Origin of the sequence: Zarconia navalis LEGE 11467 (assembly GCF_015207075.1) — a bacterium.
GTDB classification, from domain to species: Bacteria; Cyanobacteriota; Cyanobacteriia; order Cyanobacteriales; family Geitlerinemataceae; genus Zarconia; species Zarconia navalis.
This window is the reverse complement of sequence record NZ_JADEXN010000013.1, coordinates 1-21,500: the sequence shown is the minus strand read 5'-3', so window position 1 is coordinate 21,500 and position 21,500 is coordinate 1. Positions and strand designations below refer to the sequence as shown.

Sequence of the window (21,500 nt, the reverse complement as noted above, 5' to 3'; positions counted from 1 at the left end):
ACTACTTCATCAGCTTTATTCTCTTTTCCTGGTTGAACCGTCGTTCTCTTTCGATTTTTGTAGCCGATCTCTACGCGGTCGTTCAATCTTTTGCCGTATCGGTGACGGTTATTCAAACTTTACTGAAACCTTTCGATCGCAAATTTAAAGTTACTCCTAAAGGAATTTTAAAAAAAGGTTATAACTTCCACTATCGTTTGGCTGCCCCTTCGATCGCGATCGCGCTTGCCACGGTTTTGGGTTTAACCTTCAATCTACTCCAAATCGATCTCGTTCCCAGTTTTATCTCAACTCATTTAGGAACGATCGACCGTACGACCGTCAATTCATTAGGTAACTTTTGGGCATCCTACAATCTCTTTTTCATTTTACTAGCAATTCTGAGTTTCATCGACGTTCCTCAATCCAGTCCGTATCTAGATTTTCCGCTCCAATACCCAATTCGCGTGCAAGCTGACGGAAACATTTTGTCTGGAACCACCGATCGCATTTCAGAAGTCGGTGCAACGGTAAAGCTCGAGCGATCGTTTGTACCCATCGAGGCTCTCGAATCGCTTCCCATGCAACTCGAAATCATCGAAGAAAACTTAACAATTCCTGCTCGAGTCTTTGAGCTGCAAATGGATAACGAGCAACTCATTTTAACCTTGCAATTTCAACCCTTGAGCCTCGATAGAGAGCGACACTTAATCGAACTCTTATTTTGTCGCCCCGGTCGCTGGCACAGACAAGAATCTCCCGGAGAACTTAAATCAGCCGGGTTGTTAATCCAAGCGCTATTAAAACCCAAGTTTGCGCGTCGGACTCGGCAATCACCCTGAATGTCAAGTAACCCGAAAACCGCTCTTATTCCCTACTCCTTTTTCCGAAAAAGGGAGTGGGGCTTTTTCTGAAGGCCCCGCTCTTGAAATCTCACTCGCCCCAAGCCGATGACCGAGCGCAATGGAATACCTCCTTCGGTACAACTTTTTCAAACCCTTGCCGTACAATGATCCAGGGAAGGTATTCTCGAAATTTTTGCCGAACGAACCCGAGAAATTCAAGGGTTTGGGTGTATTAAGTTGCACCGAAGCGTCATTAGCAACGTGCTTTTTTTACTTTCCGTATCTTTGCCCTCACTATTGAATCTGGGAACTTGTACGATAGCCCTAGACACTTGCCTTGCGGTACGCACCGATCGCTGGCAACAATTTCCCCTTATAGCCGATACCGCAACTCCCGGATGGATATGGGTCACAATACCAAGAATGCCCGCAACAACGCCTGTGATGACGATCGAGATAAAGCTCCAGAAGAGATCGATTTTGCGACCCTCATGCAGTCTTATCGGGAGATCTCTCGAGAAATGGTTCTCGATCGGGTTCTTGCATCTCTAGTGCAGATTTTGCTCGAAAAGACAGGTGCGCGATCGAGCTATTTGTTACTCGAAACAGATCGTCGGTGGTCGATCGTCGCCTCGGGAACGACCGATGGCTGCCGCCTCACCGTGGAATTACCTCTTGCCATCGAAGGTCAACTCCCAGCGTCGATTATCGAAGATGTAGCCTGCAATGCAAAGGCGATCGTCCTAGACGATGCTCTCGGGCAAAGTCAAAATGCTGATGCCGCCTACTTCCAAACCCATTCAACCCGATCGATCGCCTGTATTCCCCTGCTCGATGGCGATCGACTCGAAGGGATCGCCTACCTAGAAAATGCCCTCGATGTCGGTGCGTTTACCCCACACCGCTTACAGAGCGTCCAATTTCTGTGCGATGGCGGTGCGACAGCCCTGGGAAAGGCTCGAAAATACGAAGAAGAAAAAAAACGCACCCGCCGACTAGAAGCCAAAGTTGCAAGCACCCAAGAGGCATTGCAACAAGAACGGCGCGAACGCCAATTAGTCGAAGAGAAGCTCCTTTCCTCCGAAGGCAAAATGCGAGCGATTTTTGAAGCGATGACCGATATCGTCTTGGTGCTCGACGTTCGCGGTCACGAAATCGAACATATCGATGTGGCTCCCACTCATTCGGCCCGTTCCGACTCCTATGGAGAAATCGTTAGTCAAACCATCAACAATTTTTTCGATCCAGCCACGGGTCAATTTTGGTTTGGGATGGTTCGACGGGCCATGGTGACCCAGCAGACGATTGTTTTTGAGTATCAACTTCCTATAGGGGAGGAAGAGGCATGGTTTAGTGCCAATATTTCTCCCATGCTGGGGGGATCGGTCATTTGGGTCGCGCGGAACATGAGCGAGCGCGTCTCGGCTCAAAAAGCCCTGCATCGTTCCGAAGAAAAATTTGCCAAAGCCTTTCGATCGAGTCCCAACCCGATCACGATTACGACCATGGCCAACGGACGACACATCGAAGTCAACGAAGCCTTCTGCGAGATTACCGGATATACGGCCGAAGAAGTGATGGGCCAAACCGCATTGGATCTCAATCTTTGGGTCGATCCCGACGAGCGCCATCATTTATTCGAACTACTTTCAACCCAAGCTGAAGTGCGCAACTACGAGTTCGAGTTTCGCACCAAATCCGGTGGTGTGAGAACGGCTTTACTCTCAACAGAAGAAATCGATCTGCGGGGAGAAAAATGCCTGCTGTCGATTTCCAACGATATCACCGAGCGCAAACAAGCCGAACAAGAACTCCAACAACGAAATGAAGACTTGGCTCAGACCCTACAAGAACTGCAAGCGACCCAAGAAGAATTGATCCAATCGGAAAAAATGGCTTCCCTCGGTCAACTGATTGCCGGGGTTGCCCACGAAATCAATACTCCCATGGGGGCCATTCGCGCGTCCATCGGGAATATCGCCCAGGCCCTCGAGAGTTCTCTCCAGCAATTACCCCATCTTTTCCAAACCCTATCGACCGAGCGACAAAGGGATTTCTTCGCCTTGTTGGAGTTGAGTCGCCAACAAGTCGAACCCCTCTCGTTCCGGGAAGAACGGAAACAAAAACGATCGCTAGTCAAAGCCTTGGAAGCTCGGGGGATCGAAGATCGGGATCTCCATTCTCTAGCTGCGACGTTGGTTCAACTGGGGATGGTGGAGCCACTCGATCGCTTCGAGGCACTGTTGAAAGATCCCGATCGAGAATCGATCTTAGATGTCGCTCGCAACCAGGCGATCCAGTACAAAAATAGCGAAAATATCAAACTGGCGATCGAACGGGCCTCAAAAATTGTCTTTGCCCTCAAAATTTACGCCCATCCCGGTGACTCCGGTAAAATGACCAAAGCACAGGTCACGGATGGAATCGACGTGGTGCTGACTATCTACCAAAATCAAATCAAGCAAGGCATAGAAGTCATAAAGAACTATGCTGAGGTTCCTCCTATCTTCTGTTATCCGTCCGAACTCAATCAGGTGTGGACGAATCTGATTCATAATGCCATTCAGGCTATGAATAACCAAGGAAAATTAGAAATTTCTGTGTCGGCAAAAGATCGAGGCGTTTGGGTACGCATTACAGATTCGGGTTGTGGTATTCCCGCCGATATCCAAACCAAAATTTTTCAACCTTTCTTTACAACCAAGCCGCCGGGAGAAGGAAGTGGCTTAGGATTAGATATAATCCAAAAAATTGTGGATAAACATCAAGGTATAATTCAAGTTGAAAGTGTTCCCGGACAAACCACTTTCAGTATCTGGCTACCAAACGAACAGCCATCATCCGATCCGAGTGAGCTTTAGTCTCTACTATTTTATCACTAGCAGCAGACACCCATCTCAGCTCGATGAATTGTTAAGCATATGTCGAAAAAATCTAAAACTGCGATTTTGTGCGTTGATGACGAACGCATTGTTTTAACCAGCTTGCGAGATCAAATCGAGCGTCATTTTGGGAAAACACACCAATGCGAACTTGCCCAAAGTGCTGATGAAGCGCTCGAAGTTTTAGCAGAACTGAATGAAGATGGTGTTTCAACTTTAATTATCGTTTCTGATTGGTTAATGCCGGGGATGAAAGGAGACGAACTATTAATTCAAGTTCACCAACAGTTTCCAAAAATAAAAAAAATTTTGCTAACGGGTCAAGCGAATCTAGAAGCCATCGATCGAACTCAAAAATTGGCCGATCTTCATCAATATCTTTCCAAGCCTTGGGAGGAAGAAATTTTAATCGCTGTCATCGCTTCAGGGTTGGAGGAGAAAGATGTCTAAGCCGACAATTATCTGTGTTGATGATGAAAGAATGGTGCTGACGAGTCTCCGGGATCAGCTAACTTATCAAGTCGGATCGGATTATAATATCGAGCTAGCGGAAAGTGCTGAAGAAGCACTCGAAATTCTCGAAGAATTTGAAGAGGATGGTGTTGAAGTTCCGCTGGTCATTACCGACCAAATTATGCCTGAGATGAAGGGAGATCGACTCTTAATTAAAATTCACGAGCGATACCCCAAGACTCTGCAAATTCTTCTAACGGGGCAAGCCAATGCCGAAGCTGTCGGAAATGCGGTCAACTACGCCAATCTCTACCGTTATATTTCCAAACCTTGGGACGTTCCCGATCTCAATTTGACCGTTACCGAAGCCCTCCGAAGTTATCTCCAAGATAAAAAAGTCACCGAACAAAACAAATCCCTTCAGAAAATCAATCGAGAACTCGAAGAGTTAAATGCTTCCCTAGAACAAAAAGTTGCCGAACGAACCGCTCAACTACAACAGGCCGCCGCCGCCGCCGATGTTGCCAATCAAGCCAAAAGTGAATTCTTGGCTAACATGAGCCACGAACTGCGATCGCCGCTGAATGTTATTTTGGGCTTTTGTCAACTCATGACGCGCAGTTCTACTCTCGAAAAAGAACACCGGGACAATATTCAGATTATGAATCGCAGCGGACAACACCTGCTGACGCTCATTAATAATGTCTTGGACTTGTCCAAAATTGAAGCCGGGCGGATCGTGTTCTGCGCAACGGATTTCGATTTGTACGGTCTGCTTGACGAACTCAAGGAGATGTTCGACCTCAAAGCTGAGGATAAAGGGATACAACTGATCTCGATCCACAGTAGCGAAGTCCCCCAGTACGTAAAAACAGATAAAGTCAAATTGCGTCAAGTTTTAATTAATTTGATCGGCAATGGGATTAAATTTACCCAAAAAGGCAATGTCACCCTACAAGTAACCTACGAGCGTCGGGAGGAAGATCGAACTTTCGTTCATTTTGCCCTTCGCGATACGGGAATGGGAATCGCACCGGATGAGTTAGATAGTCTCTTTGAAGCGTTCGTCCAAACCCAATCGGGGCAACACGCCCAAGAAGGAACCGGTTTAGGCTTGCCCATCGCCCAAAAATTCGTTCGCTTAATGGGGGGGGATATCACCGTCAGTAGCGAGGTAGGACGCGGTACGACCTTTGAGTTTTCTATTCCCGTTGTCGTCGTTGAGAGTCAAAATTTGCCCGCAGAGCCACCCCTGCGCCATGCCATCGCCCTAGCTCCAGAACAACCGACCTACCGCATTCTGGTGGTCGACGATCTCCGAGACAATCGCACGCTGTTGATGAAGTTGCTACAGCCGATGGGTTTTGAAGTCAGAGAAGCCAGTAACGGTGTCGAAGCCATCGAAATCTGGGAGGAATGGCAACCCCATTTTATTTGGATGGACGTGCGAATGCCGGTGATGGACGGTTGCGAAGCGACTCAACAGATTCGAGAGCGAGAAGGCCGGGGGGAGCGATTCTCGCTCCCCCGCACGGCGATCGTGGCTTTAAGTGCCTCGGTTTTGGGTGACGAACGCGCCTCGGTCTTAGGGGCCGGTTGCGATGACTTCGCGCGCAAACCCTTTTCCGAACAGACGATTTTTGAAACCATGGCCCAACACTTGGGCGTACGCTATCTTTATGAAGAAGAAGCCCCAACGGCTCGAGATCGCTCGATGGACGATCGCTCTTTAGACGAACTGACATCGGTCATGTCGCCAACCTGGTTTTCCCAGTTGCGTCAGGCGGCGGTGGAGATCGATGACGAACAAATTTTCGATCTGCTCTTACAAATCCCCAGCGAACAAGCTCCACTCGCCAAAGCGATCGAAGATTGGGTGACAAGCTTCCGTTGCGATAAAATTGTCGATTTTATCGAATCGACCAAGACCATTTAAAGGGCGACGATCGAACTATGGAAAAACAAAATAATATCTTAATTGTCGATGATACCCCAGAAAATTTACAAGTTTTATCAAAAACTTTATCACAGCAAGGCTATAAGGTTCGAGGCGTTGTTAAAGGAGAAATGGCAATTAAATCGGCAACTTCGTCGCCTCCAGACTTGATTTTACTCGATATTAAAATGCCGGACATGAATGGATATGAAGTTTGCGAGCAGTTGAAGAAAAGTTCCCAAACTCGTGATATTCCAATTGTGTTTTTAAGTGCGTTAGATGAAGTTTTTGACAAAGTAAAAGGCTTTAAAATTGGAGGCGTTGACTATATTACAAAGCCATTTCAAATTGAAGAAGTATTAGCACGCATCGAAAATCAACTCACCATTCAGAGATTGCAAAAACAACTTCTATCCCAAAATGAAGTTCTGCAACTCGAGATTCAAGAACGGAAAAAAGCAGAAGAAGTTGCTCGAGCGGCATCTCAAGCTAAAAGCCAGTTTTTGGCGAATATGAGCCACGAACTGCGGACACCGCTCAATGCGATTTTAGGTTTTTCTCAAGTCCTCGATCGCGATGCCGATCTAACAATAAAACAGCGAGATTATATCGGTATTATTCATCGAAGCAGTCAGCATTTACTCGAACTGATTAACGGTATTTTGGACTTAGCGAAAATTGAGTCCGGTCAAGTTTCTTTAAATGAAAGTTGCTTCGATATCTATCGCCTGTTCGATCGCCTTGAAGAAATGTTTCAGATCGAGGCTCGGCAAAGACAACTCACCTTACTATTTCTGATATCGGCCAACGTTCCCCAGTATATTAAGGCTGACGAGCAAAAGCTCCGAGGCTGTTTGATCAATTTGATCGGTAACGGAATTAAATTTACGCGATCGGGCAATATTACGATCGCCGTGACTCCGCGAGAAAATCCTTCGCCCGCGAACGATTTTGAACTCGAGTTGGTCTTTTCCGTGCGAGACACCGGTATGGGGATTGCGGCTGAAGATATGGACACGTTGTTCGATGCTTTCGTCCAAGCCGAGAATGGGAAGCAGTGCGCAGAAGGCACGGGACTGGGTTTGGCGATCGCTCGCCAATTCGTGCGGCTGATGGGGGGCGACATTACCCTCACCAGTACTCTCGGTCGGGGCAGTACTTTTGAATTCAACATCCAAGCCTCTCACGCTCATTGCACTGAAGAATGCGATCGACCCAACCGACGGATCGTAGGACTCGACTCGACTCAATCTCCCTACCGAATTGCCATTGTTGATGATAATCGGGAAAATCGCCTGCTGCTTGCGGAGTTACTCGGTTCGGTGGGGTTTGAGATTCGCGAAGCCGAACAAGGTTTAGAGGGGGTTCGCTTGTGGGAATCTTGGCATCCCCACCTGATGTTCGTCGATACCCGAATGCCAGTCATGAACGGTTTGGAAGCCACTCGGCAAATCCGAACCCTCCAGAGGGAGCAAGTCCGAAATGCCCAGACCCCTCCGAGTCATCGAACGGCAATCGTTGCTTTAACCGCCAGTGCTTTTGAAGACCGACGAGGGGAAATTCTCGCCGCCGGTTCCGATGACTTCATGCATAAGCCGTTTCGCGAAGAGTCCATTTTTGAGATTCTACGCCGATATTTGGGGATAGATTATGTTTACGAAGAGCGACCCCCAACTAAAACCGGTCGAGAGCGAGCTTTGTCGAATCCAAACGATACCTGTATCCTCGAAGAATTAGCGGCAATGCCAAAAAACTGGCTGGTGCAACTCGAAGAAGCCGCCAGCAAAGTGCGAGAAGGATTAGTGCTAGAACTCATCAATGGAATTCCTGCGGATAAATCCATACTCGCCAACAGTTTGCGCGATTTAGCCCGAGATTTTCGGCTCGATCGCATTGCCTATTTAGTCGAAAAAGTTCGGTCGATTTAAGAGTACTAACTGTAATCGCCCAGTTGCGCGAGATCGGAAACTATGAGCGAAAAACAAGCGAAAATACTATTAGTGGATGATAAGCCGAACAATCTGCACTACTTATCCGAAATATTGCTCGATCGAGGCTATCAAGTTCAAAGGGCAATTTCCGGTCAGTTGGCCATCAACGCTGCCTTAGACTCTCCTCCCGATTTGATCTTGCTCGATGTTCTCATGCCCAAACTCGATGGTTATGAGGTGTGCGAAAAACTCAAACGATCCAAACTGACACGTGATATTCCCATCATTTTCGTGAGTGTTTTAGAGCAGGCTTTCGATAAAGTAAAAGCATTTAAAGCTGGCGGAGTAGATTACATCACAAAACCCTTTCAGCTTGAAGAAGTCATCGCCCGAATTGAAAATCAACTCACGATTTTCAACCTACAAAAAAAACTAAAAGAGAAACATAAAGAACTCACACAATATACTCTGAGATTGCAAGCCGAAATCGCAGAGCGAAAACGAACTCAAGAAGCCCTATTACTGGCAGAAAAAAGATACAATAACCTCGTCGATAATTCAATAGAAGGTATCTTTCAAGCGAATCCATCCGGACGATTACTCAGCGCCAATATCGTACTTGCAAGATTATTTGGGTACGATTCCCTCGAAGATTTAGTGGAAAAAGTTCCGAATGTATCCGGGCTTTACGTTCAGCCCGATCGCTTTTCGGACTTAATGTCCCAATTAGAGTATCAGGATACACTGTGCAATTTTGAATCGTTAGTTTATAAAAAAAACGGACAAACGATTTGGATTTCTGAAAATGCTCGGGCCGTGCGCGATACGACGGGGACACTTTTGTACTATGAAGGAACGGTAATCGATATCACGGTACAAAAAATTTCCCAAGAAGCTTTAAAATTTCACAAAGATCGCAACGAACAACTCTTACAGAGTATTTTACCGGCTCGGATCGCACGGAGACTGCAACAAGGAGAAGCAAGGATTGCCGAAAGCTTTGACGATGTTAGTATTTTATTCGCAGATATCACTGGTTTTACCGAATTTGCTGCTTGCAAAACACCCAAAGAACAGCTCGCTATCCTCGATCGAATTTTCTCTCGGTTTGACGAACTCGCCCAACACTACGGTCTAGAAAGAATCAAAACTATTGGCGATGCCTATATGATTGCTGGGGGTTTGCCAATGCCCCATTCGGAACTGACCGATACCATCGTCGAGCATTTACCCATCGAGAGAGTCGCTCGAATGGCGTTGGATATGCAAATCGCAATGACAGAGTTAGGTACGTCCGTTGGTCGAGTATTTCCCCTACGAATCGGTATTCACATCGGTTCGGTCGTTGCCGGAGCGATCGCCAGTACCATCGGTCACAGTAAGTTTATCTACGATTTGTGGGGTGAGACGGTAAATCTAGCGAGTTTGATGGAATCCACCGGTCTTCCCGGTCAAATTCAAGTGACCCCGGAGGTTTACGATCGATTGCACGAAGGGTTTGCGTTCGAGAAGCGCGAACCCCACTCGATCGATCGTCAAAGAGAAATGACGACATATTGGCTCCGAGGACGGCAACCTCAAAGCCAAATATAGTAGCTTTATAGTTTAGGCGACCCAACTTAAATTATAAAGTTCGATCGCCTGAAAATATTCTAAAGTATTACAGTAAGGGTTTACTGCACGATCGTACTTAAGGGCACAAACGTCTCAAAAAGCTACAAGCTATAAATAGCAAGGTGTTTGCTAATCGTCTGGAACGGATGGCACATTGCTATATTTCACCCGAGAGAGTCACGAATGTCCAACGAATCTGACCATCCAGGTACCTCGAATGGCTTTGAGAACAATCGCTTCTTTGTCGTGGGCATTGGGGCTTCGGCCGGTGGGCTTCAAGCCTTAGAAGAATTTTTTGAGAACGTCCCCCAGGATATCGGCGCAGCGTTTGTCGTCATTCAGCATCTCTCACCCCGCTTCAAAAGTCTGATGCAAGAGTTGCTGCAACGTAAAACCTCCCTTCGCGTCTATAAGATCGAAGATGGCATGAAGATCGTACCGAATTCAGTTTATGTCATTCCCCCCCGAACTAACATTGTCGTAGAGGAAGAACGACTGCGCTTTCGGAAGCAAGAACCAGAACGCCTCAACTTTCCCATCGATATGTTCTTCGAGTCTCTAGCCAAAGAATATAGAGATCGCGCCATGGGCGTTTTGCTTTCCGGGACGGGCAGCGATGGGACGAAAGGATTACAGGCCATTGGAGAAGCAGGGGGACTCGCGCTGATTCAATCTCCCGAAACCGCACAATTTAGCGGGATGCCTGCCAATGCTTTGCCAACGGGATTAGTGGATGAAGTGCTATCCCCCCACGACTTAGCGGAAACGATTTACGAAATCGTCCGGATTACCCTCAACATCCCCCTAACCGAGCAACTGACAGAAAATGTTATCGATCCGATGCAGCTTAATCGAGTATTAGGGCTGCTGAACGATCAAGAAGCCGTCGATTTCTCTCAGTACAAAGTTGGCACTCTCTCTAGAAGAATCTATCATCGTTGTGCGCTTAACGACTATAGCTCTCTTGAAGCTTATATTACCTACCTCGAAAATTCTGAAGCAGAACGTCAATTACTGGTTCAAGATTTTTTGATCGGTTCGACTCGTTTTTTTCGAGATCTCGAAGCATGGCATTTTCTGGAAACGAAAGTCTTACCACCTCTGATTGAAAGCTTAGAAGAACATCAGCAATTGCGAATATGGGTAGCCGGTTGTGCCACAGGTGAGGAAGCCTATACGATGGCGATGTTGGCTGATGAAGCAGTCGGCAAAGCCAATAAATCCTTAAGCGTCAAAATTTTTGCCACCGATCTCGATAGCTCATCCCTAGAAACAGCGTCTAAGGGAATTTATCCCTCGAATATTGGTAAAGATATTTCAGCCGAACGGCTCGAACGCTATTTCATTGATAAGTCGGACTGTTACCAAGTTCGACGACAATTGCGAGAAATGCTCATTTTTGCCCCTCACAACTTAACTAAAAATGCGGGCTTTTCTAAAATGCACCTCGTTAGCTGTCGTAACGTGCTGATCTATATGAAGCCCCTATTACAACAGCAAGTGTTGCGAATGCTCCATTTTTCTCTAGCCTCTCAGGGCATTTTATTTTTAGGCAGCGCAGAAGTTCTAGGGATGTTGGACAGTGAGTTTCTCACCATTAACTCTAAGTGGAAGATTTATCAAAAACAACGAGACAACCCACTCTCTTTGTTGCCCATTACCAGAGAACCACTCATTGCCCCAATCCTCTCTCCAGTGCGCTTCAAACGAATTCAGCCTCGATTGGATCGAGTCCTGGGACAGGTCTTCAATTTCTGTTTTGGCGATCGCCGCTCTACCTGCATGCTCATCGGTGATGATAACAAACTCCTTCGGATTTTTTACGATGCGGCAGATTTGCTCAGATTGCCCTTGGGGGAAACCAATCTTGATGTCATTTCCATTGTTCCCCCATCCTTACAGTTACCTTTGTCCACCGCGTTACATCGTGCCAAGCGAGAACACAAATCCGTACTTTATTCAGGCATTAAATTAATAGAATCAGAACAGTTACGAACGATCGATCTCAAAGTGGGTTTGGAGTGCAACGAATCCCAGAAAGAAAAGCTGTTAATCGTGCTACTAGAAGAGGAAAAACAACAAACCACGCCAGTTTCAGACCACACGTTTGAGGTAAATGCCGAAACAATTAACCAAATCGGCGAACTGGAATACGAACTCCAGCAAACCCGCGAGAACCTGCAAACCACCATCGAAGAACTCGAGGCCACTAACGAGGAGCAGCAAGCCACCAATGAAGAATTGATTGCCTCCAACGAGGAACTGCAAAGTACCAACGAAGAACTCCATTCAGTTAATGAAGAACTCTACACCGTCAATGCCGAGTACCAATCGAAGATTCAAGAGTTGATCGAACTCAATAACGATCTCGATAACCTGCTCCAAAGTACTGAAATCGGTGTCATTTTTCTCGATTTAGACCTCAAGATTCGCAAGTTTACTTCAGCAGCCACCCGAGCGATCAATCTTCGGGAAGGCGATGTCAATCGTCCGCTGACCGATTTTTCTCACAATTTGGTCTGTCCCCCGCAGCAAAAGGTCTGTTACGACCTTGTAGAGCTGTTACAACAGGTTTTGAGTAGCCGACAATCGATGGAACAGGAAATGCTCCTGCGTCCGGCAGACCAACATCTTCTCATGCGCATCAATCCCTATTGGAGCGAAAAAGGGGAATGTCAGGGTTTGGTTTTAAGCTTCATCGATATTCACGAAATCAAACTGGCAGAAGAAAATTTGCGTCAGCGTTCCGAGCAACTGCGCCTGATTACTGATGCCATGCCAGCCTGGATTTCTTACGTTGACGACCGACGCTGCTATCGTTTTAGCAATCGAGCTTACGAAAACTGGTTCGGGCGGTCTTCAGACGAAATTGAAGGATTGGATTTAAGGTCTGTCCTGGGAGAGACGGTTTACCAACAAGTTCTCCCCTATGTGGATGCCGCGCTTTCTGGAGAGGAAATTCGTTTCGATATGGAATTCTCTTCCTTCGATAGCGGTTCTGGTTGGGTGAACGTCAGCTATATTCCCCATATTCTCGAATCGGGTCAAGTCAAAGGGTTTTTTGCCTTAATTAGCGATATTAGCGATCGCAAGGCGATCGAAGTGATGAAAGACGAGTTTGTCTCCGTCGTCAGCCACGAACTGCGAACTCCTCTGACGGCAGTGCTGGCCACGTTGCAATTATTCAGCCAAAATCTTCTCCAAATTGACTCGCCAGAAGGTCGAGAAGCTCTAGAAATTGCCTCGAACCATTCCTTACGATTGATGAGTCTCATCAACAATATCTTGGAGTTCGAGCGCTTAGAATCGGGTAAAACCCAACTCTTCAAAGCGTGGGTAAATACGACGGATTTAATCGCCGAAGCCACGGACGTGATGCAAGCTATTGCCTCCCAGAAGCAAATTACCCTCGATGTCTCGGCTCAGGAGATCGAGTTGGAGGTCGATCGAGATCGTCTGATTCGGGTGTTAACGAACCTTCTCGAAAATGCCATTAAATTTTCCGATCCCGGTTCGACGGTTTGGCTGACCGTCGAATGCACCAGTAACGATGTTTTGTTTGCCGTGAAAGATCGAGGTAAAGGAATTCCAGCTCATAAACTCAGCGAGATCTTCGATCGTTTTCAGCAAGTCGATGCCACCGATTCTCGCCAAAAGGGAGGAACGGGTTTGGGTTTATCTATTTGTCGCCAAATCATCCAACAACACAACGGACGAATCTGGGCAGAAAGTATCCCCGGTGAGGGAAGCAGCTTTTACTTTACTCTACCCATTCAGACATTTGAGGAAAAGAAAAATGGCGAATAAGCAGCTCTTGGTGGTGGATGACGACGATGGTGTCAGAAGAATTATCGAAATGTGCCTTCAGTCCACGACAAACTGGAATGTTTTGACGGCTGCTTCTGGAGAAGAGGCGTTAAGATTGGCTCAAAACGAACAACCGGATGCCATTCTTCTCGATGTCATGATGCCCGATTTCAATGGTATCGAAACTTTAGATCGGTTGCGAACCCAGACATCGACTCAAGACATTCCCGTGATTTTTTTAACGGCCAAAGTTCTGGAAAAGGAAAAGCAAAAACTGATGAAGTTGAGTATCCAGGGGCTGATTTCAAAACCGTTTGATGTTCTCGATCTGAACAAAGAAATTCGATGTTTACTGAATTGGTAAAGTGACGCCGATCTCCTGAAAAACCAGATCTGCACAGGTTGGTTGATTCGAGCTATTTAGTTGGGGGTGAAAATCGGGTGAGGAGGATTGGGAGTGTGAATTTTTAATTTTGCATTCTTTCTCCCTGCCTCCCTCACTCTCGCAAACAAGACGCATCGCTACGAGCGGCGTGCCACAGTTGAAGCAGTAGCATTTCGCACCCCGGCGACACGGCACTGACAAAAACCCCTTCTCCGGTTTGGGCATTTTCAGCGATCCAAGTCCCCCTCAAACTCACTTCCATAAAGTCTGCATCGGCAACGCACAGAGAAACCTCTTGATGCGGTTCGCGGCAGATGGCCGCCTCTAGCTCTAGAAGACCCGAGACTTGGTTGGGGAGCAGGAAAGATGCTTGAGTCGGCTCGACGCAAATGCCGCGTCCGACCCGCATCGCAAGGGTGACGCGCTGTGCCACCAGTTCTTCTGGGGAAGTCTTCAGACGCTCCAGTTGCACATCCGTTTCGGTGTAAGTAAACTTCAGCATGGCTGGGATTTTCACAAAATATCGATCGTAGAACTGGGGGCATAGCACGTTGGAGTCGAGGGTTTCTCAGATGCGATCGATTCGCTCCAAGGCAAACCCTCCTATCTAAAAAATACGCATTCTTTTGAGGAAATATGCATTTTTAGATGCGCCAGAACCGATTTTTCGTCGGTTTAGTCCTGAGTCCCCCAAATATTGAACTGCTGTTGCCGCCAGAATTCTTCGGCAAACGCAACCGCAGGATGCATGGGTGCTTTGGGCTTGGTTTTGAGCGCCATTCCCACGGCGTTGAGAAGGCGATCGCCTTTGCGAGCATTACACGGACTGCACGCGGTCACCACGTTATCCCAGGTATGGGTTCCCCCTTTGGATTTGGGCAGAACGTGGTCGAGGGTGAGCTGTTTGCGACTCCCACAATACACGCAGGTATGGTTATCCCGCCGCAGCACCTCTCGTCGGTTGACCGGTGGTATCTTCCAGATTCGCTCGGTTCGGGTCATTTTCAGGCGAATATGTTCTGGAACCCACAGCACCATGCTTGGGGAACTCACTTGCCAACCCCCATCGCCGGAGGCTAACTCTAAGGGCTCGGCTTTGCCCGTTAGCAACAGGACAATAGCTCGCTTGACGTTGATACGGCTGATGGGTAGGTAGTTTTGCGAGAAAACCACCACCGATTGCCTCAAAACATCCGTTATACTCGTCACCGTTCGACTCCTTAATACAAAACCCCCACTTCGATATCTAGAAGCAGGGGTCAAACACGGTTACTGGTTTTGACTTTTATCTGGGGGCGACAGGTTGATGCCTTGCCCACCCGCTGCTTCGATTGATATTTGGCCGTTGATTCAGCCGTTGATTTCTATAACCTCGATGCTCCCTACTGACTGCTGCGAAATTCTCACCTGAATCAGTTCGATCGAATGTTTCCGGAATAAAAATACGTTCTATTGCAGCCAACTTTCCGGTAACTGCGAATGATAAATCATCTTCGCTCCCACACATCCACGTCCCTAATTTAGCCGATTCGATCGAATTTGCGGCATTGGGGAGGTTGGGAAGCTTGTTGGTATTGGCAGAGGAGCGTTTCACGAGAAGGCTGAAAAGTTGAATGTGTACATCTTACTTTAGGTATACTACACTAATATTACAACCATGTCCACCAATTTAGAGGAAAAAATTATGCACGCGACGACCCGCCCTCGGACTTCAACGACGGATATGGAGGTCACGAGCATTCGTTTGGAACGGGAATTGAAAGATAGACTCAAAGCGCTATCTGGAGATCGGGGATATCAAGCCCTCGTTCGAGATATTCTATGGAACTACGTGCAGTACAAGTCGGGGGAGTACAAGCCCCAATTTTCCCGTGCTGATATCCGCGCGAGTATGAAAGCGATCGCCCAAAAAGAGGAACGCTGCGTCCTCTCCGGCAAACTGATTTCTCCCGACGAACCGATGTTATTAGGATTGACCCAACAAGGGGATTTGGTTCCGCTTTGTTTTGAGAGTTTGGCTGGCTAACTTTATGGGGCAGGGGATGCAACGATCTTCTTCCCCTGCCATATCCCCCGATCGGGCTTTCTCGTCAGGGTTCTCCACAACCGGTCGCGCGGGCGCACGTTTCTATTAAAAAAATTATTTAGATAAATTCTCAATAATAAACCGCTTTCGGGGTCAAAAATTAACCCCTCGATCTTGAATCAAATCGATTAATCGAATGTCGGCATCCCTGTCTTCTCTAGCCGTATTTCCTTTTTTTATTATTAAAATAAACTTGCAATAACAGAATACATTTCGTTATTTCTCTTCCTCAAAATATTCATCAAAAGATATAATAATATTTGAAATCGATGCGAGTCTTAATTTCTCTCCATCTATTACCACTCGTATTGAAATTGAAAATTGTCTGCGCTCGGCATCTGAGTAGTTTCTCTTTATGAGTTCAACTGAAAAAGTCGGTCGAATCCAAGTTTGCTTTCAAATTAGCTACCACAAGTGGCAACTTCTGCAAGCGAACTGGTCCGATCGAGGAATTACTGAGACCGAAATGTTGAATGCTTTAATCGATCGCTATCTCGATAGCAACCCAGAGCGTTTACCTAGAACCCCCACAACAGGTTCTCAACCCCGTCGGACGCAAAAACTCGAGAATGCAGGGGATCGCGATACGACCGATCCCCTGCATCAGTACATTGACGATCGCGTCGGAGAAATCTTAGAACAGAATTTAGATTCGTACCTCGATCGACATTTTCAAGAGCAAATCGAGACAATTCTTCGCGACGAAATCTCTCGTCATATGGATGAAACGCACCAGGGAAAATCCGACGATCTCCAGTTGCCAAATTCTTCAAAGTCTCAACTCAAAAAAGAGCGCTCCATATCTCAATCGCACTGGCGATCGAGTCGAAATTCAACGGAATTAAAAACCGCTAAAGAACTGGCTATTATTTTAGGATGTTCTCCCTCGTACATCACCACTCTCAACCGGATTGGAGAGCTGGTAAAACGCGGTTGGAAAGATTCGGGAAAACGGCAGGGGAAACGGATTTTATACCAGCCCGTCGAAAGCGTAGAAGCGTAACGAGCGCAGATCGGGCGGTTGCAGAAGCCGTGAGTTGTTAACGCTCGATTGCCGAGAATTTGATGAAAGTATCTCAAAAACTTGCTCTGTCTATAGCCTGCCTTTTTTGCTTCCCAGCTTGTTCTTAGCCAATTCGATCGTCCGAAAAATTGCCATTGACTTGCCGTCAAGCCAGTCATTCAATTTTCTCGAGAAATCAAGGATTGGGTGTAAATGTGTCAGGTTGCCAGCCCGTTACCTTTTCCTGTTCCTCAATAAGCTGAGATTTCCAGAGATCGAAACCTCCTTAAATCCCTGAGATTTCCTGTAACGACACTAGCCGTGAGGGCGGCATATCTTGGATGAAGAAAGGCAAACGAGCCATAACATTCGCATCCGGGAGGATAGACAGCATGACTATTGCCATCGAACACAGCGATATGGCGATCGCCGAAAAAGAAGCATTGATCGATCGACTGCTGCGATCGACTGCCGGAGTCTTCGATATCTTCACCCTGTATATCGGCGATCGCCTGGGATTTTATAAAGTTCTCGCCGATCGCGGCTGGTTGACTTCCCTCGAACTCGCCGACGCAACTTGCACCCACGAACGGTACGTGCGGGAATGGCTCGAACAGCAAACCGTCTCTGGCATCCTAGAAGTAGAAGACGAAACCGCTCAAATCAGCGATCGTCGGTTTGGGTTGCCTGCAGGACACGCAGAAGTTCTACTCGATATTGACAGCCTAGAATATCTCGCGCCGATCGCTCGTCTGTTGGTCGGAGTGACGCGCCCCATCGATGCCGTCCTGGATGCCTACCGTAGTGGCGGTGGGGTTCCCTTCAGCAAGTACGGTACCGATCTTCGCGAAGGACAAGCGGGTATCAACCGTCCCATGTTTCTCAAAGAGTTGGGTTCCCAATGGATTTCGGCAATGCCCGATGTTTGTGCCCGATTGAACGCGGATCCCCCAGCACGGGTTGCCGATATTGGCTGTGGTGGCGGATGGTCGAGTATCGGTTTGGCCCAAGCTTACCCCAACGTGCGGGTGGACGGGTACGATCTCGATGCCCCCTCTGTAGCGTTGGCGCGTCAGAACGTCGAGAATGCCCGATTGAGCGATCGCGTGAGCATCCAACAGCGCGACGCGGCCGATTTCTCCCTGGCGGGACAATACGACTTAGTGATGGCGTTTGAGTGCATCCACGATATGGGGAACCCGGTGGGGGCGCTTTCCACCATGCGCCACCTGGCCGGGGATACCGGAACGGTTCTGGTTGCCGACGAACGAGTGGGGGAGACCTTCACCGCCAAGGGGAACGATGTGGAATGGATGATGTACGGCTGGAGCGTTCTCCACTGCCTCCCGGTGGGTATGGCCGATGGGGCCGAGTGTCACTGTGGAGGAACGGGAACGGTGATGCGACCCGAAACGCTATACCACTATGCCCGAGAAGCTGGGTTCAGCCGCGTGGAGATTCTACCCATCGATAATTTCTTTTTCCGTTTCTATCGGCTTCAACCGTAAGCGGCGCTCGATCGACTCTTTCTCAAGAATGCAAAAACCCCCCAGTCCAGTATGGGAAACGGTGGCGATTGTATGAGTCTGTGCCCCAATCCCGATCGCAGATTCTTCGCCGTTTCCCACCCCAGAGGAGGTGATGGGTTACTGATAAATAAGCTCTAAAAGGTTAACAGTCAACGGAATGTATAGCAGTTGCCAGTTTCTTTAGGACGACTCTATCCCTAACAGGTTCCCCATTTTGCCGAAACTTTTCTTTTAAGAGTCTACATGTAAAAAATTAGAGCCGTTCGCCGTGAATCCCGACCTTTATTCTTATAATCGATAAGAAATCCACCCATTCTTCCAACGTCAACAGTGGCAACTCAAAAAATTCCCAACTTGTTCGTAGTCGGTTCGATGAAGTCAGGTTCTAATACTCTCTATAACTATCTCGACGAACATCCCGAAATCTTCATGACCAAAAGACCGCTAAAAGAACCTCGGTATTTTGTCAAAGAGATGAACTGGTCGAAAGGTCGGGACTGGTATCTGAGTCTTTTCGAGGCCGCCGACAAGGAATCAATTTTGGGTGAAGCCTCTCAGCACTATTCTTGGATTCCTCACTACACGGGTGTGGTCGAAAGAATCGCCGAATTTAGCCCAGAGGCTCGCATTCTCTACATCATGCGCGACCCGGTGGCTCGAACCATCAGCCATTATTGGTGGGACGTACAGTGGTCTAATGAAGGTCGCGATATGCTCAGTGCCATTCAAAGCATGAAGCATTTTACCAATGTCAGCAACTACGCCATGCAGCTAAAGCCTTACATCGATCTGTTCGGGCGCGATCGGGTAATGGCGATTACCGTCGAAGAATTGACCGATAATACCGTTGAAACCCTACAACAAATCTTTAAATGGTTGGAGGTCGATTCTTCATTTGTGCCCGAAAAGCTCAATCGCCGAGACAACGTGTCTCCAAAGGTAATTCAAAAAACCATCGGTTCGAGTCTCTTTTCTCACTTGCGAGGAACGCCCCTGTGGAAAACCATAAAACAGCTCGTTCCCGAGTCAATGCGCGAAAAGATTCGGGATGTTCTCGTGCGACCGACAGAACGCGATCTGACGATGCTCGAACCCACCCGAGATTATCTACGACCCATTCAACAACAGCAAACCGAAGAACTCAGCCAACTTCTCGGTCGTCAGTTTCCCGAGTGGAAAACCCTCTATAATGTCAAGGCTTAACCAGTCAAAGTGTTTCAAGAAATAAACAATTCCGTCAAGATAGGGGGCGGTTTCCCACCATTAACGGTCGGAATTTATCCCACATCGTATTGAATTATTTTTTCTTGGAGTTCTCTTAAGAGAATCAGTTGATTTCCATCACTTCGCGGGGATAACGACCAAAATGAAGCGAGCCGTTTTTTGCGATTTTGATGGCACGATTACGCTCCACGAAACATTCGTCGCCATGCTGACTCGATTTGCCCCCGAACGATCGGCACAACTGTTGCCCGAGATCTATGCATTGCGGATGACGTTGCACGAAGGGGTGCGGCGGATGATGGCGGCGATTCCCTCCCGAGACTACCCGGCGATTTTGGAATTTACCCGCACCCAGCCCATGCGTCCGGGACTGGTTGAGTTGCTCGATTTTCTCGATCGCCAGCAGGTTCCGTTCGTCGTGGTTTCTGGAGGCTTGCGCGGCATGGTCGAAGCGGTGTTGGGAGATTTAAAGTCGCGAACGCTGGCGATTCACGCAGCCGATACCGATGTCAGTGGAGAGTATTTGCGGGTTTATTCGGAATTTGAAGGGGAAACGGAGATGGTGGAAAAGGTGAGGGCGATCGAACGGTATGGTGTTAAAGATTGGGTGGCGATCGGGGATTCGGTCACGGATTTGAATATGGCCGTGGCCGCCCCGACTATCTTCGCTCGCGATCGCCTGTGTCAGTACCTCAACGAGCGGCAAAAACCCTATATTGAGTTTAGGGATTTTTTTGACGTGCGCGATCGACTCGAACAAATGTGGGGATGATGGGGCGACTTCCACCTTCGACACTCTGGATCGATCTATATTGAATTGTCCGTTGGATTACCGGTCGTTGTCATCGATCGCGCTAAAATTGCTACATTCTCGGAGCATTCGACCGACTCATAGCCATGCGAGTAAAACTTTGGGGCACGCGCGGCTCTTTGCCTGCGCCGCCAACCCCCGATACGATTAAGGCAAAAGTTAGAGGTTTATTCTACGATTTTTTCGATCGCGGCTATCGAGAGGTTTCCGATATCGATCGATTCCTGGCCCAATTGCCACCCGATCGCGTTGGAGGATTCGGCGGCAATACCCTGTGCGTCGAAGTGAAGACTCCCGAGCAACAAATGATTATCGATGGTGGTACGGGACTTCGCTTACTCGGTTACGAACTGATGAAGGGAGATTGCGGGAAAGGTGAAGGGGAAATTCATCTTTTCTTTACTCATTTTCACTGGGATCATCTATCGGGGTTGCCATTTTTCGTTCCCCTTTACATTCCCGGAAATATTATCCACGTTTATGCCGTGCAACCGGAACTTCCCGAGGTTTTTCAAACCTTATTTCAACACCCTTATTTTCCCGTTACCCTCGATACGATCGAAGCACACATCAAGTATCATCAGCTCGAACCGAGAAAACCGATCGCCCTCCTCGATACCCTCATCACTCCTTATCAATTAGACCATCCCCAACCCTGCTGGGGCTATCAAGTCGAGTCCGGTGGCAGAGTCTTTTCTCACTGCGTCGATACGGAAATTACCCGCGTTTCCCGCCAGGAACTCGGACTCGATTTACCTTTATATCAAAATGTCGATTTGATGGTTCTCGATGCTCAATACACACTCTTGGAATCGGTCGAAAAGGTAAACTGGGGTCACGGTTCGGCGGAAATCGGGCTGGAAATTGCTATGCGAGAAGCCGTGAAACGCGTGATATTCGTCCATCACGATCCCCTCGCCTCCGACGAACAAATTGCCACGGTTGCAAACCGAACTCGTAAGGTTTACGAAAAAGAGCTGGAAATTTCTCGCCGTCGCGGTATTGAAACGAACCC

At 47.8% G+C, this 21,500-nt stretch carries 16 protein-coding genes; 14 read left to right on the top strand and 2 right to left on the bottom strand.

Annotated features, from left to right (window positions below; genetic code table 11):
* From IQ235_RS01670 to IQ235_RS01635, 8 genes are all read left to right on the top strand, one after another.
* Window positions 1-821: PilZ domain-containing protein (locus tag IQ235_RS01670; protein ID WP_264319763.1), on the top strand; the 821-nt coding region annotated here is incomplete at its 5' end.
* A 335-nt stretch (window positions 822-1,156) separates the two neighbouring features.
* Complete coding sequence (locus tag IQ235_RS01665) at window positions 1,157-3,685, top strand: ATP-binding protein (protein ID WP_264319762.1); 2,529 nt, start codon at window positions 1,157-1,159, stop codon at window positions 3,683-3,685.
* A 60-nt stretch (window positions 3,686-3,745) separates the two neighbouring features.
* Window positions 3,746-4,156 (top strand): response regulator, encoded by a 411-nt coding sequence (locus IQ235_RS01660; protein WP_264319761.1) that lies wholly within the window; start codon window positions 3,746-3,748, stop codon window positions 4,154-4,156.
* Window positions 4,149-6,095 carry a response regulator gene (locus IQ235_RS01655; protein WP_264319760.1) on the top strand — a complete coding sequence of 649 codons (1,947 nt, stop codon included), beginning with the start codon at window positions 4,149-4,151 and terminating at the stop codon, window positions 6,093-6,095. The genes IQ235_RS01660 and IQ235_RS01655 overlap by 8 nt, the downstream gene beginning before the upstream one ends.
* Window positions 6,096-6,112: 17 nt before the next feature.
* A complete protein-coding gene (locus tag IQ235_RS01650; protein WP_264319759.1) occupies window positions 6,113-8,023 on the top strand; it encodes a response regulator in 1,911 nt (636 codons plus the stop codon).
* A 42-nt stretch (window positions 8,024-8,065) separates the two neighbouring features.
* The gene (locus IQ235_RS01645; protein WP_264319758.1) at window positions 8,066-9,619 is read left to right on the top strand and encodes an adenylate/guanylate cyclase domain-containing protein; all 1,554 of its coding nucleotides are present in this window, start codon (window positions 8,066-8,068) and stop codon (window positions 9,617-9,619) included.
* A 204-nt stretch (window positions 9,620-9,823) separates the two neighbouring features.
* Window positions 9,824-13,447 (top strand): chemotaxis protein CheB, encoded by a 3,624-nt coding sequence (locus tag IQ235_RS01640; protein WP_264319757.1) that lies wholly within the window; start codon window positions 9,824-9,826, stop codon window positions 13,445-13,447.
* Window positions 13,437-13,811, top strand: coding sequence for a response regulator (locus IQ235_RS01635; protein WP_264319756.1), 375 nt, complete (start codon window positions 13,437-13,439; stop codon window positions 13,809-13,811). The genes IQ235_RS01640 and IQ235_RS01635 overlap by 11 nt, the downstream gene beginning before the upstream one ends.
* 133 nt (window positions 13,812-13,944) lie before the next feature.
* On the opposite strand, the gene IQ235_RS01630 is transcribed toward IQ235_RS01635, so the two are convergent.
* Together IQ235_RS01630 and IQ235_RS01625 are read right to left on the bottom strand one after the other, a co-directional pair.
* Window positions 13,945-14,349 (bottom strand): alr0857 family protein, encoded by a 405-nt coding sequence (locus IQ235_RS01630; protein WP_264319755.1) that lies wholly within the window; start codon window positions 14,347-14,349, stop codon window positions 13,945-13,947.
* A 158-nt stretch (window positions 14,350-14,507) separates the two neighbouring features.
* On the bottom strand, window positions 14,508-15,041 hold the full coding sequence (locus IQ235_RS01625) for an HNH endonuclease (RefSeq protein WP_264319754.1): 534 nt from the start codon (window positions 15,039-15,041) through the stop codon (window positions 14,508-14,510).
* Window positions 15,042-15,489: 448 nt separating this feature from the next.
* On the opposite strand from IQ235_RS01625, the gene IQ235_RS01620 reads away from it, so the two are divergent.
* The 6 genes from IQ235_RS01620 to IQ235_RS01595 form a co-directional block, all read left to right on the top strand.
* A complete protein-coding gene (locus IQ235_RS01620) occupies window positions 15,490-15,858 on the top strand; it encodes a hypothetical protein (protein WP_264319753.1) in 369 nt (122 codons plus the stop codon).
* 415 nt (window positions 15,859-16,273) lie between these two features.
* Entirely contained in the window at window positions 16,274-16,921 is a 648-nt protein-coding gene (locus tag IQ235_RS01615) for a hypothetical protein (protein WP_264319752.1), read from the top strand.
* Window positions 16,922-17,313: 392 nt separating this feature from the next.
* Entirely contained in the window at window positions 17,314-18,429 is a 1,116-nt protein-coding gene (locus IQ235_RS01610) for an SAM-dependent methyltransferase (protein ID WP_264319751.1), read from the top strand.
* A 351-nt stretch (window positions 18,430-18,780) separates the two neighbouring features.
* The gene (locus tag IQ235_RS01605; RefSeq protein ID WP_264319750.1) at window positions 18,781-19,653 is read left to right on the top strand and encodes a sulfotransferase family protein; all 873 of its coding nucleotides are present in this window, start codon (window positions 18,781-18,783) and stop codon (window positions 19,651-19,653) included.
* Between the two features lie 163 nt (window positions 19,654-19,816).
* The gene (locus IQ235_RS01600) at window positions 19,817-20,446 is read left to right on the top strand and encodes an HAD-IB family phosphatase (protein WP_264319749.1); all 630 of its coding nucleotides are present in this window, start codon (window positions 19,817-19,819) and stop codon (window positions 20,444-20,446) included.
* Window positions 20,447-20,571: 125 nt separating this feature from the next.
* Window positions 20,572-21,500 (top strand): MBL fold metallo-hydrolase (locus IQ235_RS01595; RefSeq protein ID WP_264319748.1); only part of this gene is annotated, 929 nt, incomplete at its 3' end.